16 protein-coding genes and 1 pseudogene are annotated in these 15707 nt (G+C 54.5%); 9 read left to right on the top strand and 8 right to left on the bottom strand.

All coding sequences use genetic code 11. The features are described from left to right. Positions 1-29 precede the first annotated feature (29 nt). From PSPTO_RS23825 to PSPTO_RS23810, 4 genes are read right to left on the bottom strand one after another with little or no spacing between them, the layout of a single operon-like run. On the bottom strand, positions 30-428 hold the full coding sequence (locus PSPTO_RS23825; RefSeq protein WP_011105079.1) for a hypothetical protein: 399 nt from the start codon (positions 426-428) through the stop codon (positions 30-32). 2 nt (positions 429-430) lie between these two features. Next, positions 431-2668 carry a hypothetical protein gene (locus PSPTO_RS23820; RefSeq protein WP_011105078.1) on the bottom strand — a complete coding sequence of 746 codons (2238 nt, stop codon included), beginning with the start codon at positions 2666-2668 and terminating at the stop codon, positions 431-433. Beyond that, the gene (locus PSPTO_RS23815; protein WP_011105077.1) at positions 2665-4260 is read right to left on the bottom strand and encodes a site-specific integrase; all 1596 of its coding nucleotides are present in this window, start codon (positions 4258-4260) and stop codon (positions 2665-2667) included. The genes PSPTO_RS23820 and PSPTO_RS23815 overlap by 4 nt, the downstream gene beginning before the upstream one ends. After that, entirely contained in the window at positions 4257-5522 is a 1266-nt protein-coding gene (locus tag PSPTO_RS23810; RefSeq protein WP_011105076.1) for a site-specific integrase, read from the bottom strand. Before PSPTO_RS23810 ends, PSPTO_RS23815 begins: the two co-directional genes overlap by 4 nt. Positions 5523-5669: 147 nt before the next feature. Here PSPTO_RS23810 and ettA point away from each other — a divergent pair, with 147 nt between their 5' ends. Next, the gene (gene ettA, locus PSPTO_RS23805; RefSeq protein ID WP_011105075.1) at positions 5670-7361 is read left to right on the top strand and encodes an energy-dependent translational throttle protein EttA; all 1692 of its coding nucleotides are present in this window, start codon (positions 5670-5672) and stop codon (positions 7359-7361) included. 52 nt (positions 7362-7413) lie between these two features. Here ettA and PSPTO_RS23800 read toward each other — a convergent pair whose 3' ends face one another. Continuing rightward, entirely contained in the window at positions 7414-7911 is a 498-nt protein-coding gene (locus PSPTO_RS23800) for a GreA/GreB family elongation factor (protein ID WP_005770161.1), read from the bottom strand. Positions 7912-7987: 76 nt separating this feature from the next. Beyond that, positions 7988-8341 carry a lipoprotein gene (locus PSPTO_RS23795; RefSeq protein WP_005770159.1) on the bottom strand — a complete coding sequence of 118 codons (354 nt, stop codon included), beginning with the start codon at positions 8339-8341 and terminating at the stop codon, positions 7988-7990. Between the two features lie 198 nt (positions 8342-8539). Between PSPTO_RS23795 and PSPTO_RS23790 the strand changes: the two genes are divergently transcribed. Both PSPTO_RS23790 and PSPTO_RS23785 read left to right on the top strand, forming a co-directional pair. Continuing rightward, entirely contained in the window at positions 8540-9013 is a 474-nt protein-coding gene (locus PSPTO_RS23790; RefSeq protein ID WP_005770157.1) for a CesT family type III secretion system chaperone, read from the top strand. Between the two features lie 12 nt (positions 9014-9025). Then, complete coding sequence (locus tag PSPTO_RS23785) at positions 9026-9382, top strand: type III effector (protein ID WP_011105074.1); 357 nt, start codon at positions 9026-9028, stop codon at positions 9380-9382. Between the two features lie 134 nt (positions 9383-9516). Here the strand turns inward: PSPTO_RS23785 and PSPTO_RS23780 are convergent, their stop codons facing one another. Then, positions 9517-10494, bottom strand: a complete 978-nt coding sequence (locus PSPTO_RS23780) for an IS5-like element ISPssy family transposase (RefSeq protein WP_007247571.1) — start codon at positions 10492-10494, stop codon at positions 9517-9519. After that, complete coding sequence (locus PSPTO_RS30715; protein ID WP_327437556.1) at positions 10494-10787, bottom strand: hypothetical protein; 294 nt, start codon at positions 10785-10787, stop codon at positions 10494-10496. The genes PSPTO_RS23780 and PSPTO_RS30715 overlap by 1 nt, the downstream gene beginning before the upstream one ends. A gap of 128 nt (positions 10788-10915) precedes the next feature. On the opposite strand from PSPTO_RS30715, the gene PSPTO_RS30520 reads away from it, so the two are divergent. The 6 genes and pseudogenes from PSPTO_RS30520 (at position 10916) to PSPTO_RS23750 (ending at position 15502) form a co-directional block, all read left to right on the top strand. Then, on the top strand, positions 10916-11119 hold the full coding sequence (locus PSPTO_RS30520) for an ADP-ribosyltransferase domain-containing protein (RefSeq protein ID WP_230853349.1): 204 nt from the start codon (positions 10916-10918) through the stop codon (positions 11117-11119). Between the two features lie 12 nt (positions 11120-11131). Next, entirely contained in the window at positions 11132-12028 is an 897-nt protein-coding gene (locus PSPTO_RS23770; protein ID WP_011105072.1) for an ADP-ribosyltransferase domain-containing protein, read from the top strand. 5 nt (positions 12029-12033) lie between these two features. Next, positions 12034-13203 (top strand): type III effector, encoded by a 1170-nt coding sequence (locus tag PSPTO_RS23765; protein WP_007243772.1) that lies wholly within the window; start codon positions 12034-12036, stop codon positions 13201-13203. Positions 13204-13549: 346 nt separating this feature from the next. Continuing rightward, positions 13550-14455 (top strand): annotated as a pseudogene (locus PSPTO_RS23760) (ADP-ribosyltransferase domain-containing protein). 102 nt (positions 14456-14557) lie between these two features. Next, entirely contained in the window at positions 14558-14860 is a 303-nt protein-coding gene (locus tag PSPTO_RS23755) for a type III effector (RefSeq protein WP_225982976.1), read from the top strand. 168 nt (positions 14861-15028) lie between these two features. Further along, complete coding sequence (locus PSPTO_RS23750; protein ID WP_007243769.1) at positions 15029-15502, top strand: CesT family type III secretion system chaperone; 474 nt, start codon at positions 15029-15031, stop codon at positions 15500-15502. The last annotated feature ends 205 nt before the right edge of the window (positions 15503-15707 follow it).

The following is a 15707-nucleotide window of genomic DNA, read 5'->3' as shown; positions in this document are numbered from 1 at the left end:
TTTCTAGGCATAAGTTTCTGAACACCGCATCAGGTCTTTTTTTGAAGCTGTGAAACCGGCTGTTCCAACATCGATCGCGTTAGTCCGTGCATATCCGCATTGGCTTGCCAAATCAAAAACCGGCTATGCATATCTCGAACAGCAGCTAGCAGCTTCTGATTGTTCGCTGTGAGTTTCTCAATGTGCTCGTTGGCTACCTGAATATCGCTAATCCACCCCGGTTTCAGCTTCTGAGCCTTCAATGCCGCCTTGCAATTCTTCATCGCTAAATCCACGGCAGGTAGATTCATCAGGGACTGGCGAGCACGACTGATACCCAGTTTTTCTTTGCAAGCCTCAACGAGCAAAGGCCAGGTCAGCTTCGGCTCTGACCATTCCTCAATCAGCTTAATGATGCGTTTCTCATCCTTTGGCGTTAAATGCCCCATCGTTAACCCTCGATCTCATCAAGCAAAGCCAAGACGTCATCCAGCGATGACAATGCCTCTTGCGCCTGGTTCTCTTCAATGACTTTGACCTCCATCAGCCCCGACATTACGGCGGCATTTTTGGTCAGCGTCCAACCGTTATCGGCGTTCCACACAATGTCACCGTTTTCGAGTTCGGAGTTTTCCAGCATTTGGATTAGCGCCTCGCACTTACAGAGCTTCTCACCCAGTTTTTTGGCCGACTCCGATGCCCCAAACACTCCACGAGACTGTGCATCCATGGCTTTGTCGAGGCGGCGTTTAAGGTCGTCGTGTTCTTCAATGAGGTTGCCCAGCTTCACCTCATCGCCTTTTACGCAACCGAGCCGGCCGCAGTCCAGACAGGCACCCATTTTCGGGCAGGGCTCGGACGCGAAGTTGTGCACACAAACGCCGAGATGGGTTTGATGGATAATGCGGTCCCGCTCACCCTCGCGCAGTTCCCTCACCTCAACCAGGTTCAGCGGCTGATTGGTTTTGATCTTGTCCAGGCGCTGAGCAGCGGTGCTGTGCTTCGTTTTGGGGTGGTAAGCCGCAACCCTTTGGGTGCGATCCTCGATGGTCTCATGGTTATAGACTGACCCCATCGTCGTGCGTCCGGAGAAGGCGTCAATTAGGAGCTGCGACAGACCGGCCTGGTGCATTGCCGTGTTCAATTCGTGCCGAAACGCGTGCGTGCTGACCTTGACCCCGGGATAGCCCCAACGCTCGAACAGGCTTTTCATTGCAGGGCGGTTCAAACTGCCTAATTGCGTATTCATTCGGCTGGTGTCCGCTGCGATCTCGACGCCAAACCCGTGTGTCGCAACGGTGTTACCTGAGCCTTCAGCCATTGCTCCAGTGCGCACGGTAAACAAGGCATCACGGTACTTCACCCGAGCTTTGCCATCCGTGTACGGCGTGGTGTATGGAAAATTCTTTGGAAGATACTTCTCCCGCAACAGCACATTGAGCTTGCGCAGCGTGATCACACTCCGATCGTCAAACTCATAACCCCAGACTCCATGCTTGCCTTTAACATATTTGCGCTTTCCTGCGCTGGAATCCCACCCGCCACGGATCTCGGCCAATAGGTTTCGGGCGGCGGGGCTGGGCGCTTTTAGCTTCTCCATGCGTTTCAGAAACTTGGCATTGAATACGCTTCGCGGGCTGTAGCCTTCATGAACGGTGAGTTTCAGCGCGGCACAGGCTTCGGCGTAGGTGAGCGGTTCATCAGGTCCCTTGGATGGCAGTCTTTCATGGGGCGGAAACTCATCGGGATGGTCTTCCAGCCAGCCGGCGTAAGCCCGCGCCTCATCGGTGACCGGTTTCAGTAACGTGATGACCCGCTCTACGACCGCCTCCATCTCAGGTTTAACGACGGGCTTCAGCGTCACCTGGTTTATCTTTTCTGCATACCAGCGCAGGAACATGCGCCGATTGCCTTGGGTATCCTCTTTGAATACCAAGCACTTCAATTCAACATCCGCCAATTCACCCACGCGACTGGGTGCGCTCAGCAACAGCGCACAGGCGGATGTCATCACGATATCGAGGGGCCTGGTCAAATCGTTATTGAACACTTCCCCGAGGGCTTTGATCGCTTCAGGGGCGGGCAGCTTCTGTTCTCGATCTGTTTTTTGCTGCTTGAGCGTGCCACGCTGCCTCGGCGTCAGCGGAGAGGTCCATCGGAAATCTGACCTAAGAAGTTTTTTGTCCCGCATCAGGGTGATGATGGCTTCAAGTGACTTACTGTGAATGTATGCGCTATTGCCTTTTGTCCAGTGAAGTTCCATGCGGTAACACGCTTTATTACAGACAGCGGCGGATACCCGCGTCACATCCCGCGTGCTTTTCACCTCGTAGAGGGCGACTTCCAGCGCCTTCAGGGCGTTCACCCAGTCATGCAGCGTCTTTTTCTGCAAATAAACCCTTCGGTACACCATTATGGCTTTGGCAAACTCAGTGAAGGGTGCCTGCATCGCCTTTGGGGCATCTTTGGTCGATCCTAACGCTGTGAAGCTACAGCTTGTGAGGCCATGCGGATGCCAACTGCTGTCTTCCCAGCGGATACTCTCGTTCACTCGATTGGGAATGCCTTTGGGCAGGGTATCTTTTGCCCATTCAATAAACGCCGCGAGGTGAGCCTCTGCAGCCAGTTGGCTCATGGGCTTAAAATCAGCAATGTTATTTGTCGGTTCAGAATCAAGCGCATCGGTCATTCCTCTGTTCTCCTTGAGTCCGATGATCGGCGCATGGCCTCACAATCCAAAATGACCTTCCGACAAGCCAGGATGGCCCGATCCCAGAGCACACCGGTCGTTTTATCTGTGTCAATGGTTTGGGCCCGACGACGTTCCAATCGCTCAAGGACCTCACGGTGATTGGCGTACAGAAGGGGTTGGAATTTTGCGCATGCGTAACAGGTAAACGGCGCATCTAGATGGCAGGCGGCAGTGGCACCGCATACTGCCACATCCTCGATTTGTCGATCCGCTCGATCTCCGTTTTTCGCTGAGGCGCGATCTGTGACGATGATTCCGGTAAACGCATTCACAACCAGGGCCAGGTGGTCGCTCATCTTCGCGTCCACCAACGCCATTAACTCCGCCGACACCTGTCGGTACTTTCGCACTGTCTGAGTATCGATGTGCATAAATGCGCGGGCCATCGTCCACTCATCCAGCCCTGCATTGGAAAGGTCCGTGCCTAGGGTGTGCCTGAACCGGTGCCCCCGCGTCATTTTCAGCGGCTGATGGGTGCGAGGCGAAATCGGAAAGCCCTCCATCCGCTCGATGCGAGCAAGCCATGACCTGAGCGTGCCTGGTCCGACATGAAAGGTCGGCTGCGGCGCGTCTTCGAGGCTTTTTTGATGGGGGCTATCGAGCAAAACAGGGGGAGTCAGCCGCTCCCAAAATTCTGCTTTATCCTCAAGCTTCCGGCGAAAGAGGGGCACATTCTCAATGGCTACATTCCAGTCGGCACCGTCTGGATACGCTTGCCAGAGTTGCGCCAGAACCATTGCCTTGTAAGCCTGCACGGTGTTGAAGAAATCCTCATCCAGAGTGAATGTTTCGGACTTTGCTCGCCAACCCGCCTCGTCGCCTTTTTGCTTTGCCCTGTGAAACCTGACCTTGCAGCCCTGATCGCTCTTGGTGAAATCACCAAAAACCATCATTCTCACCTGAGCGCCACGTTGCCCATAAATCATCAACAAACGCAGGTAAAGATACTGCTCGGGATCTAACTGAGCGTGACAAAACTGCTGATGTATCCATTGATGCAGCGCGTCCTGCTCCACCTGCGTGAACGGGCCTTGTTCGGGGTCTAGGCTGAGGATCACATCGTTTCTGGAACGCTTTTTCCTGGGCAGTGCTTGGTAGGCACCGATTAGGGGTTGCGACGGGCGCTGTTCGAGAGATTCGCAGTCGTGCCAAAACGCCATTAAAGCGGCAATGGTACTAAACTCACCTTCGTTCAAGCGCTCCCGCAGAGCGATCAGGTGATCCTCGTTGAGCGGGTCAATCCCGGCCTGAGCAGCACGCGACAACCCACTGGCGGCGTGAGCAACCGTGCTTGCTGCCATATCGGCCATTCGGTACGCCAGGGTGGCGTGCAACCATGGCTGCCAATCCGGCGAGACGCAGCCAATGGCCGCTTCCCAGTTGACTGATCGATTAGCCGATTTATCCGGTTTCCACATCGGTTCGGCGGGTGTGAATACCTTCCCACATTTCGCCAGGCGCGGCGTGTTCAGCCATGCATCTAGCGTGGTCTTCGTGGGTGCCTGAAGTGCATCGACGGCAATGTTCACTCTGAACCTCCTAGTGTCGTGCCGGCCTTCTGACGGATGGCCTTAAACCGCTCGGCCCGTTTCTGTATCGCTTCGTCTGCCTCTTCCTTCCAGAATTTCGCGCCGTAGCGGCCTGGCATGTCCGATCCGGGACTCCAGCCGAACATCCATGTGAGGGTCTTTTGAACTTGGGTGGTGCGATCCTCTGGCGTGAGCGCTGCCAGTTCCTCACACATGCTTTCCAACATCGTGTAGACCGCGTCATGTCTCAGAATATGTGGGTGCACATGAGCCAGTTCCGGCGCTATTTCTCGAACCCTGGATAGAACGGCATCGATTGCTTTGATGGTCAGAGGGCCACCCTCATTTCGCTTGTGTGCCACCAGCAAAAACGGATGCTTTCTCGCTTGCGATGTGCCGATACGGGGCTTTCTGTGGCGATAATTCGATTCGTAGTCAGTGATCGCGTCATACAGGTCATCGGTCATCACCAGCATCCGCTCGTGGGTTTTGAATTGCGGGGCCATGGTTCGTGGATCGAGGCTCTCATCCTCCAGGTTGACCACCGCTAGTTGACGACTGTGCCAGTGAATATCGCTGGTCTTGATCAGCAGCATCTCGGAGCGTCGCAGCCCCATGTCGAGACCCAACAGCAAAATGATGTAGTTACGCAGCCTGATGGCTTTATCTGGAAAGGGGTTCTCGGCGCTATCCGGATGCATGATTTTCAGCAGTCGAGTTCGCTCCTGGCTTGTCAGCCCCTTCATCTCATCGACTCGCGTATTTTTCCACGCAGGGCTGGCCGCTTTGATCTTGCGGTTGATGCGCTTCTTCAGATCGTCACCCGCCTCATATCGCGTTAAGTGATCACCTAATTTGTCATAGAGGAAGGCGACATAGTCGCGTACCGCCTCGATTCGCTGCTGCGCATGGACTTTGCCAACGGTTTTGTAGGCAGTCGGATGCAAACGCATCCCTGCATACTTCATGGCCAAGGTTTCCTTGCGAAACCCCGCGTCCGACACAAATCTAGAAAGCTCACTGTCTGTCAGGTATTGGCTGTGAGGGCGCTGTTCGAGGCGAGAAATCAGATCAATGGAAGAAAAGGACAGAAACTGCTCAAGCACAATAAGATGCTCAAGATACTTCTTTGTTGTTTCCAGTGCTCTGCCGGAGCGCTCCATGGTGATGTAAAGATTGGGGTAGTAGACCGGGATGCAGTCTTGCACCAGAAGCTTTCTACGAGCACCATTCACAATCTGCTCTATGACCTGGAAATCCATATTGCTCCCTCATAAAACATAACTTTTCTAACTATAGTCAGGGACAGAGTAAGGTCAATGCAAAACCTAACATTTTGCTTTCCAGAATTTATGCATTTTCGCTACCATTAAACCGCTGAAAACACAGGATTAAAGGCGAATCAAACCATGTCAAAAAGTGACAAAACAGGCAAAACAGGCTCTTACGTCTACACCATGCATCGGCTGAGCAAAGTTGTGCCGCCGAAGCGTGAAATCCTGAAAAACATCTCTCTTTCTTTCTTCCCCGGCGCCAAGATTGGCGTGCTGGGCCTCAACGGTTCGGGTAAGTCAACGCTGTTGAAGATCATGGCCGGCGTCGATACCGAATTTGATGGCGAAGCGCGCCCGATGCCGGAACTGAACGTGGGGTATCTGCCGCAAGAGCCACAACTTGATCCGGAAAAGACGGTTCGTGAAGTGGTTGAAGAGGCGGTCAGCGTCATCAAGGACGCCCAGGCGCGTCTTGATCAGGTTTACGCTGAATATGCCGAGCCGGACGCTGATTTCGACAAGCTGGCGGCCGAGCAGGCCAAGCTTGAGTCGATCCTGCAAGCCAGCGACGGTCATAACCTGGAGCGTCAACTCGAAGTCGCTGCCGATGCGCTGCGTTTGCCTGCCTGGGATGCGAAGGTTTCGGTACTGTCCGGCGGTGAAAAGCGCCGTGTCGCGCTGTGCCGTCTGCTGTTGTCCGCCCCCGACATGCTGCTGCTCGACGAACCGACCAACCACCTGGACGCCGATTCCGTCGCCTGGCTGGAGCATTTCCTGCACGATTTCCCGGGCACCGTGGTTGCGATCACGCACGACCGTTACTTCCTGGATAACGTGGCGGGCTGGATTCTGGAACTCGACCGCGGCGCGGGCATTCCTTATGAAGGCAACTATTCTGGCTGGCTGGAAGCGAAATCTGACCGTCTGGCTCAGGAATCAAAGCAGCAGACAGCCCATGAAAAGGCCATGAAAGACGAGCTGGAATGGGTCCGCAAGGGCGCCAAGGCACGTCAGTCCAAATCCAAGGCGCGTCTGCAACGCTTTGAAGAAATGCAGTCGCAGGAATTCCAGAAGCGCAGTGAGACCAACGAGATCTACATCCCGGCCGGTCCGCGTCTGGGCGACAAGGTCATCGAGTTCAAGAACGTCACCAAGGGTTACGGCGACCGTGTGTTGATCGACAACCTGTCGTTCTCCATGCCCAAAGGCGCCATCGTTGGCGTGATCGGCGGTAACGGTGCCGGTAAATCGACCCTGTTCCGCATGCTGATGGGCAAGGAACAACCGGATTCGGGCAGCATCGAAGTTGGCGAAACGGTGCAACTGGCCTGTGTCGACCAGAGCCGTGATGACCTGGACGGCAGCAAGTCGGTGTTCCAGGCGGTTTCCGATGGTTCCGACGTGATCCGTATCGGCAACTATGAAATCCCGTCGCGCACCTACGTGGGCCGTTTCAACTTCAAGGGTGGCGATCAGCAGAAGTTCGTCAAGGACCTGTCCGGTGGTGAGCGCGGTCGTCTGCACTTGGCGTTGACCCTTAAAGAGGGCGGCAACGTGCTGCTGCTCGACGAACCGTCCAACGACCTCGACGTTGAAACCCTGCGTTCGCTGGAGGAAGCGCTGCTGGACTTCCCGGGCGCCGCCATTGTGATCTCCCACGATCGGTGGTTCCTTGACCGCGTGGCCACGCACATTCTGGCGTACGAAGATGATTCGCAAGCGATCTTCTTCGAGGGCAACTACACCGAGTATGAAGCGGATCGCAAGAAGCGTCTTGGCGACGCTGCTGCCCAGCCACACCGCGTACGTCACAAGAAACTGGCCTGATCAGCCCCGGCAGCGCTGTTCCCTTTCGGGAGCGGCGCTGCCGTCGCCGGCCTTAATGATCGGCTTCGATCAGCAGCACTTCAATCGACAAATCTCCCGCGGGGCGCTGCCATGTCACCTCGTCGCCTTTCTGCGCGCCGATCAAGGCGCGGCCCAGTGGTGAACCCCAGTTGATCAGCCCCTTGGCCGCATCGGCCTGATCTTCACCAACCAACTGCACACGCTGATGGTTGTCGTCTTCGTCCGCAAACGTGATCCAGCTGCCAATCTGCACCTTCTCGGTCGACAGGGCCGGCGCAACTACCTGCGCGCTTTGCAGGCGCTGGTTGAAGTAACGCAGGTCACGCTCCAGGTCGGCGAGGCGTTGTTTGTCAGAGGCTTCACCCAGCGCACTTTGCGCGCTGTGCTGGGCCTGAAGGCTGCTGACATGCTCTTTGAGTAACCTCAGGCCGTGCGCCGTCACGTAATTGGTCTGTGCACTGACCAGCCGCTCTACCGGTTGTTCTGCCTCTGCGGCGGCGTTGTCTTCGTTTACGAATGCGCGACTCATGAAATGTCCTCCCTAATGGGTATTGGGCCACACGAGGAGGGCATTGGTTTCGTCGATCTTCAAGCCTGGCTGAGCGTCAGTTCGGGCGATAGGCCTTGGCTGCACTGCGGGTTTTTTCCCGCTCCCAGTCCCGGTCGCGGTCGTTGAAAACCTGGCCGGGGTCGAGGCGGTCACGGTTGTTCTGCGACGCCTGGCACTGCCGGAAACCGTCGGTCCAGCCTTCGGCGTACAGCTTGTCTTTCAAGTAGCGGGGCACGTTTTTCCTGAATTGGCCGGTGCTGGCGCCTGCTGCATCGCGGCCACTGCTACAGCCGTCCTGATAACCATCGGCAAAACCCGGTGGGTAACCCTCGGCCAGCATCTGCTCGCGGGCGGACTGACAACCCGCCAGCACAATGGCCAGCGACAACGACAGCCAATAACGCTTCATGGTGATTCCCTCTACTTATGAGAGGAGTCTAGAAGCAAATGTGTTGGTTATTTGTAAAAGCGACGTAGGGAATGTGTGATATCACGATAGTGGCTTTTTTCTCCCGTCGAATGCCACGGTAGCTTGAAGCATTGATTTGGAACCGGACGAGGCTTTTTACCACTCAATGGACAGGTCTTATTGCTAGGTATTAATGTCATGAATGCGTTCGCAACCGGTCAGCTTGAATACAGCCTGAAAAAGCTGGGATACGATGCCGCCGCTTTGCAGGCCCTGCGCGAAGAAGGGTACTTGCTGTGGAAAGGGAAAAACGACCAGACCAGCTTGCTGGTGCCCTCGGCCGATCTGGATGCACTTTTCGTTATCAACACGTTGAGCTACATCGACCCCGAGCATGACGGACGTCTGCTGGCGCTTGCATTGCACCTTAACCTGTCCCCTGTCCATACGATGAGCGCCTGCATAGCCCTCGATGTCGAGCAAAACACGTTATGCCTGCGCTACACCCATGACCTTGGCGGGAGCGGGGCTGATACCCTGTTGCTTGCGCTCGAAAACGCCCAGGCGCTGGCCGAACAGGTCAGGCAGGTGATCGAAACCTTCAGGCGTGACCAAGGGCGTCCGTCCGGGCAAACGTCTTTGTCCCGGCAATCCAGTGCTCTGATGCGATAAAAAGAGATTGGTATGAAAATATCCGGCTCCACATCGCCTGCACACACTTCAACGAATTCCGCGCAGAAGTCCTCTTCAAAAGGGCTGCTGAGTGGTTTGGCCAAGCATTTCAAGGGGATGCTCGTTTCTGGCAACACTTCTGGTCATTCGGCGCTCGGGCATTACGCGTCATCCAGCAGCGGCTCCAAAGGCAAGGCACCGGTACGGGACGATTACAGCAACGGACCGCAAACACGCCTTAACAACACACCTCTGAAACGAGCACTGGCCCGAGAGCTTGATCGCTTTGGCTACGGTTCATCGGCGACCGAGTCTTTTGACCGCTCATTGCAGCGTAAGGATAAAAATCCAGAGCTTGGGAAGGTCTGAAGTAGGCATCGATTTTTGACGCTCTCATGGCCTGAGGTTCAAAAAAAGCTCGCCCGATCAGATAATTAGACGTTTTCCGCTCTTAACTCATCGATTTTCCTTCAAACAGCACCTTTCCAAGGCGTTTTTCCGCATTACAGGCGCACCTCTCCCATCGCCAGCAGCCGTTTTCGCACCATCCAAAGGTTCGACAAGGCAAACAGAGTAGCCTGTTGCGCGGTGTTTTTAGCCAGCCCGCGAAACCGGACTTTCGTATAACCAAACTGGCGCTTGATCACGCGAAACGGATGTTCAACCTTCGCCCGTAACTGGGCTTTCGTGAACTCGATTTTGCGATAGACCCGTGCGATCAAACTTTTCTCGCCATGCTTTTTATAACGGCTTGGGCGGGCCGCAATTGACCAGATCATCTGACGATCCTGATGCTCCGCACGCTTGTCCACGCCGGTGTAGCCCGCATCACCGCTGACATAGGTTTCCTCACCATGTAGCAATTGATCAACCTGAGTCACGTCCGCCACATTCGCCGCAGTACCCACCAGGCTATGGACTAAACCCGACTCGGCATCGACGCCGATATGCGCTTTCATGCCGAAGAAATACTGGTTTCCTTTCTTCGTCTGATGCATTTCGGGATCGCGTTTGCCGTCCTTGTTCTTGGTCGAGCTCGGCGCATGAATGATCGTCGCATCGACCACCGTACCTTGGCGCAGCATCAAACCTCGATCACCCAGATAGCCATTGATGACCTGCAAAATCCCGCCTGCCAACTCATGCTTTTCCAACAGACGCCGGAAGTTGAGAATCGTGGTTTCATCGGCGATTCGATCCAGACTCAACCCTGCGAACTGGCGCAGGATCGTTGTCTCGTAAAGTGCTTCCTCCATCGCCGGATCGCTGTAACCAAACCAGTTCTGCATCAGGTGAATACGCAGCATCGCCATCAGCGGATAAGCCGGACGGCCACCTTCGCCCTTTGGATAATGTGGTTCGATAAGGGCAATCAAGCCTTTCCAGGGCACAACCTGATCCATCTCGATGAGAAAGCGCTCGCGGCGGGTATGCTTACGTTTACCCGCGTACTCGGCATCGGCGAAGGTCATCTGTTTCATCAGGGAAGCTCGGTGAAAGGTGTTGGGGTATTTTGCCAAATCAGGAAACCTTTTTCAGAGTTTCCCTTGGTCACCTTGATGACGACGAGTACCTCGCTTTGCGCATGTACACAACGCCGTTTTACAGGGCTGTCAATCATCAGCTTCGCGATGGTAAGCCGTCCGAGGACATGAAAGTGGTGGTGGAGGCCATGAATAAAGGCTTGAAACGCTTGGCAGAGCATCCTGATAATGTCGTTAAAGAGACACTTTATCGCGGCATCAACAAAGTGGTGGATGACAAGTTCATACATAAGAACTTCAAACTTGGGGAGGTATACCGCGACAAGACGTTTGTCAGCGCCACGCCTGATCTGTCGACGGTCAATGCAACGTTTACAAGGCACACGGTCAAGAGTTCCAAGGCAAGGCATCAGCACCTGTGTATCAACGCAGTCCATTATTGGAGATTGAGAGCCGTTCTGCAGTACGCGTCAGGCAAGTTTCGCTGTCGAGTGCTGAAGAGGAAGGGATTTTTGCGCCTGATACTCCCTTTCTGGTGGCGGACAAGAGCAGGACAGACTCGGGAAGGTGGCATATAAAGCTCAAGGAAATCGACGAGAGCGACGAATCTTCCGGACTATAAGAGACGCTGTGTATGAATATCAGTCCTGTATCGGGTGCCCACGGTAGCAGCTACCCTTCAGCTCAATCCACAGCATCGACGGCATCGAAAGGTCCCTCTGGATCCTTTCTCAAACAGCTCGGCGGCTGTTTTTCACCCTGCCTGGGTAGCAGCTCTACTGGGGCCATACTTTCTCCCGCTCATGAGCAGGTATTGAGCCACACCTATTCCAGCAATATTAAAGGAAAGTTGCGCACGACGCCCCCAAAAGGACCGTCGCCCAGGTTGTCTGACACACCTATGAAGCAGGCGCTTTCTTCAATGATCGTACAGGAGCGAAAACGGCTTAAAAGTCAACCCAAGTCATTGGCCTCGGATATAGAACGTCCAGACAGTATGATCAAAAAAGCGCTTGATGAAAAAGACGGCCACCCGTTTGGCGAGCGCTTTTCAGACGACGAATTTCTTGCGATTCATCTCTATACGAGCTGTCTTTATAGGCCGATCAATCATCATCTGCGGTATGCCCCGAACAATGATGTTGCACCGGTTGTCGAGGCACTGAAAAGTGGTTTGGCAAAGCTTGCTCAAGACCCTGATTATCAAGTGTCTAGCCAGCTTCATAGAGGCATCAAGCAAAAGATGAGTGATGGCGAGGTCATGAGTCGTTTCAAACCGGGTAAGACCTATCGTGATGAAGCGTTCATGAGCACATCAACTCATATGCAGGTTTCAGAAGAGTTTACCTCCGACGTTACGTTGCACCTGCGGTCCTCATCAGCTGTCAATATAGGCCCCTTTTCGAAAAATCCATACGAGGACGAAGCGCTTATCTCGCCCCTGACGCCTTTCAAAGTAACCGGTCTGCGCAAGCAGGACGATAAGTGGCACGTCGATTTGAACGAGATAGCAGATAATTCAGACGAGTGACTCATATGATCAAAACAGTCAGCGATAACTCGATACCTGGTACGTATGGCATCGCGTTTACGAGGGTGGATACTGCGGCGCAGATATCCAGGCCGGTTCCCAGTGATATCCAGCGCAACAGCAGTATCGAAAAGGCAGTCATCGAACACATTGCTGACCACCCGGCGGCGAAGGTGGTAATGAGTGCGTTGGTAGAGGCATTGACAGGTGTTTTCGTAAAGGCTCAAGGTGAAATCAAGGGCTGGGCGGAAATCGTCCAGGCTGCTTCGCGTCCCCATGACAGCAACCGTAAGGGCACTGGTGTGCTGAGTCCGCGTTTCGATGTAATGGGCTGTGTGGGTTGGAATGCTGCAACGATTCGGGCTACCTGCCGGGTTGGCACACTGCGTGAAAAAGGCACGTTGTTCACTAACCTTATGTTGAGTGACAACTTCAAGCGGATACTCGAGCGTTCGATGACCGATCCTGCCTTGCAACGCAAGCTGGAAGGCTTGGTGGATCTGGACTATCTGAAGACCACGGATGGAAATCTGTACGCAATGTCCGGCTGGGCAGCCCGCGCCAGTGAATCTCGTGAACAGATTGGCAAGGCGGCATTTGAGTCTGCTTCAAACCTCGGCTCGGCACAGATCAGCGCACGGGAGTTGGCTTTTCATCGCCATAATCCGGTTAATCATCCGTCGAATCAGGCAAGAGTGGGTTTCGGCATATCGTCCCCAGCGAATAATGATCTGCAAGTTCTAAGAGGTCATGGCAGCAGCGTATGGAAGGTGAAGCCAGGCAGCGATTTTGCCCGGCTGGCCAGTGCATCGGGTAAGCCAGTGATCGCAGGTCCATCCGGTACCGCGTCGCGCTTCATGGCGGTAGCACGCTTTATTTCACCCGGCTGCCTGCGTGACTTGGGGCTTGATAGTGAGCAAGCATTCAAAGAGCTGGTCCGCTATGCGTGCTACGGTTATTTCGGTCAGGACGACCACCACTCGATGCTGGAGGTCAATCTGGGTATTGCTCCCCACGGTCTGGATGAGCAGTGGGACGATAAGCTATACACCGAGCCTTTCAGTCACGTCATCATGGGGCGCGGCTTCAGTGTTGACAATGCAGCTCAGCAGCACATCGTAGCGCGTGCGACCGACGAGCCAGTCGAGCATTCAGCCGCTGATCGGGTAGGCTGACAACCCGCCAGCACAACAGCCAGCGACAACGACAGCCAATAGAACTTCATGGTGATTCCCTCTTATTATCAGAGGCGTCTAGAAGCGTATAGGTGAGTTACTTTAAAAACGGCGCATGGAAAAAGTGATATCGCAGTGCCTTTAATACTCGGCAACTATTCGACATGGTCAGGCGTCGCTGACGCGGCTTAGTGATGAGCACGAGGGGCTGTTCCCTATAAGCCCCTCTTTCCGGGGCCCCGACAAAGCAAAGACTGACGCTGGTCGCTGGCACATAAAGTTGCAGGAAATCGAGAAGACTCGTTCTTCATCTTGATCTCTTTATCGTCCGTCACAGGAAACACCTATGAATATTAACCCTTCCCTGGGCGCTCATGGCAGCGCCTACTCGTCGCCTCAAAGTGATACTTCGAAGGCCACTGGAAAAGCACCTGCGCCTTCTTTTTTCAAACAGTTGGGCGGCTGTTTTTCGCCGTGCCTTGGTTCCCATGCGTCAAGCAGCCAACAACTGTCCGCCAGTCATGCGCAGACGCTCAGTCAGAATTACTCCAGCAACATTCAGGGGACGAGCCGCACACGCCAGCCGAGAGCACCCTCGCCACGCCTGTCAGATACGCCCATGAAGCAGGCGCTTTCCTCAATGATCGAACGCGAGCGTTTGCGGCTTCAAGGTCTTTCGGGAGGAATGTTCTCGGGCATTGACTCCGCCGATGCCATGATTGGTCGAGCGCTCACGAAGAAGGATTCAAACCCAAAGGCTGCGCGTTTTAGTGATGATGAGTTTCTCGCCGTTCACCTCTACACAACTTGCCTCTACAGACCTATCAATCATCATCTTCGGTATCAACACTAGGATGATGTACCTCCGATTGTAGAGGCCCTGAAGAGTGGTCTCGCCAAGCTTGCCCGCGATCCCGAGTATCAAGTAGCTGTCCCGCTTCACCGAGGCATCGAAAAAACCATGTCTGATGAAGAGGTCATGAAGCGTTTCAATTCCGGTCGGCCGTACCGTGATGAAGCGTTCATGAGTACATCGACCGATTCGGTAATTGCGAACAGTTTGACCTCAAGCGTGACACTGCACCTTCAATCAACCTCTGCGGTCAATGTAAGCCCGTTCGCCATGAACGCCTACGAGAAAGAGGCGATTATCCCGCCTCAAACTCCTTTCGAGGTCGTGGGGCTCAAGAAAATGCACAGTACTTGGCATGTGGATTTGAAAGAAGTTCAGGACAACGCTGACGGGAGTTAGACGCAATGAGAGCTGTGGCTGGTGTTTTGCCGCCGCTCGTGCATGAACGGGTGTCGTATCACCCCAGCACGGGTTGGAAGTCCTAAAACAGAAGCTTCTGGATTGCAGCTCAACAGCCGCATTGAAAAGGTGGTTGTTGAACATATCTCAGGTCATCCAGCAGCAAAAATCACGATGCAGTCATTGGTCGGTACATTGGCCCATACTTTCGTCATGGCTCATGGGGAAATCAAGGGCTGGGCGGAGATCGTCCAGTCACCTTCGCGTCCGCACGAAAGTAACCGGAAAGGCAGCGGCGTTTTCAGTGCGTGCGTCGATCTGATGGCGTGTGTGGGGTGGAATGCTGCACTGACTCGGGCGACCGCTGATCCAGCGACAACAACAGCCAATAAAGCGTCATGGTGATTGTCTCTACTGATGAGTGGAATCTATAAGCGTATAGGTGAGTTATTTGTAAAAAACGACGCGGGGAAAAGGTGATATCACAATAATAGCGTTATTGGCTTAGTTGCCCGGAACCCCTGCGCGTCCAGCGCCACTCAGTGACAGGACTCACTGCAAGGTACTTATGCCATGATCGCGTTCGCAACCGGACTGCTAGAACACAGCCTGAAACGGCTTGGATACGACGCCGCAGATTTGCAATCCCTTCGGGATGAAGGGTATTTGCTGTGGCACGGGAAAAACGGTCACACCAGCCTGTTGGTGCCCGCTGCTGGCGGGGATGCGCTTTTTGTCATCAGCACCCTGAGCTACATCGATCCTGAACAGGACGGGCGGCTGCTGGCGCTTGCGCTGCATTTGAACTTGTCGCCAGCCCACACTCTGGGCGCCAGTATCGCGCTGGATATCGAGCAAAATACCTTGTGCCTGCGTTACACGCACGACCTCACTGGGCACGGCACAGACAATTTGTCCCGCGCGCTTGAAAGCACTCAGGCACTTGCCGAGCAGATCAAGCAGGTCATCGAAACCTTCCGCAGTGAATTCGGACGCCCGCCAATGCCCGCCCACACAGCCCGACGGCCAGATGCCGTGGCGCTTTAGCCGGAGAGGCCTTCGTGAAAAAGTCTGGCGCTGGAACTCAAGCCTATGCGTTGTTCGCCTCTGCGACGGGAAGCTCGTCGAAGGGCGTTCTAAGTACCATTGCCAGGCACCTGACGGGATGTTTTGCACCCAACAAGACTGCGCTTCATTCAGCAACAGCCGTTTCGTATGAGCTATTGCCGGGCAATTATTCTGTCGCCGCCAG

The organism is Pseudomonas syringae pv. tomato str. DC3000 (assembly GCF_000007805.1).
Classification (GTDB): Bacteria; Pseudomonadota; Gammaproteobacteria; order Pseudomonadales; family Pseudomonadaceae; genus Aquipseudomonas; species Aquipseudomonas avellanae.
Note: the sequence above shows the minus strand (reverse complement) of the source record. Positions and strands in the feature narration are given on the sequence as shown.

What these genes read in the sequence shown, in the direction of transcription:
- PSPTO_RS23810 (WP_011105076.1), bottom strand. Translation starts at nt 5,522, where the DNA reads ATGGATTTCCAGGTCATAGAGCAGATTGTGAATGGTGCTCGTAGAAAG.
- PSPTO_RS30715 (WP_327437556.1), bottom strand. Translation starts at nt 10,787, where the DNA reads ATGTATGAACTTGTCATCCACCACTTTGTTGATGCCGCGATAAAGTGT.
- PSPTO_RS23785 (WP_011105074.1), top strand. Translation starts at nt 9,026, where the DNA reads ATGAAAATATCCGGCTCCACATCGCCTGCACACACTTCAACGAATTCC.
- PSPTO_RS23800 (WP_005770161.1), bottom strand. Translation starts at nt 7,911, where the DNA reads ATGAGTCGCGCATTCGTAAACGAAGACAACGCCGCCGCAGAGGCAGAA.
- PSPTO_RS23820 (WP_011105078.1), bottom strand. Translation starts at nt 2,668, where the DNA reads ATGACCGATGCGCTTGATTCTGAACCGACAAATAACATTGCTGATTTT.
- PSPTO_RS23825 (WP_011105079.1), bottom strand. Translation starts at nt 428, where the DNA reads ATGGGGCATTTAACGCCAAAGGATGAGAAACGCATCATTAAGCTGATT.
- PSPTO_RS23790 (WP_005770157.1), top strand. Translation starts at nt 8,540, where the DNA reads ATGAATGCGTTCGCAACCGGTCAGCTTGAATACAGCCTGAAAAAGCTG.
- PSPTO_RS23765 (WP_007243772.1), top strand. Translation starts at nt 12,034, where the DNA reads ATGATCAAAACAGTCAGCGATAACTCGATACCTGGTACGTATGGCATC.
- PSPTO_RS23770 (WP_011105072.1), top strand. Translation starts at nt 11,132, where the DNA reads ATGAATATCAGTCCTGTATCGGGTGCCCACGGTAGCAGCTACCCTTCA.
- PSPTO_RS23795 (WP_005770159.1), bottom strand. Translation starts at nt 8,341, where the DNA reads ATGAAGCGTTATTGGCTGTCGTTGTCGCTGGCCATTGTGCTGGCGGGT.
- ettA (WP_011105075.1), top strand. Translation starts at nt 5,670, where the DNA reads ATGTCAAAAAGTGACAAAACAGGCAAAACAGGCTCTTACGTCTACACC.
- PSPTO_RS23780 (WP_007247571.1), bottom strand. Translation starts at nt 10,494, where the DNA reads ATGAAACAGATGACCTTCGCCGATGCCGAGTACGCGGGTAAACGTAAG.
- PSPTO_RS23750 (WP_007243769.1), top strand. Translation starts at nt 15,029, where the DNA reads ATGATCGCGTTCGCAACCGGACTGCTAGAACACAGCCTGAAACGGCTT.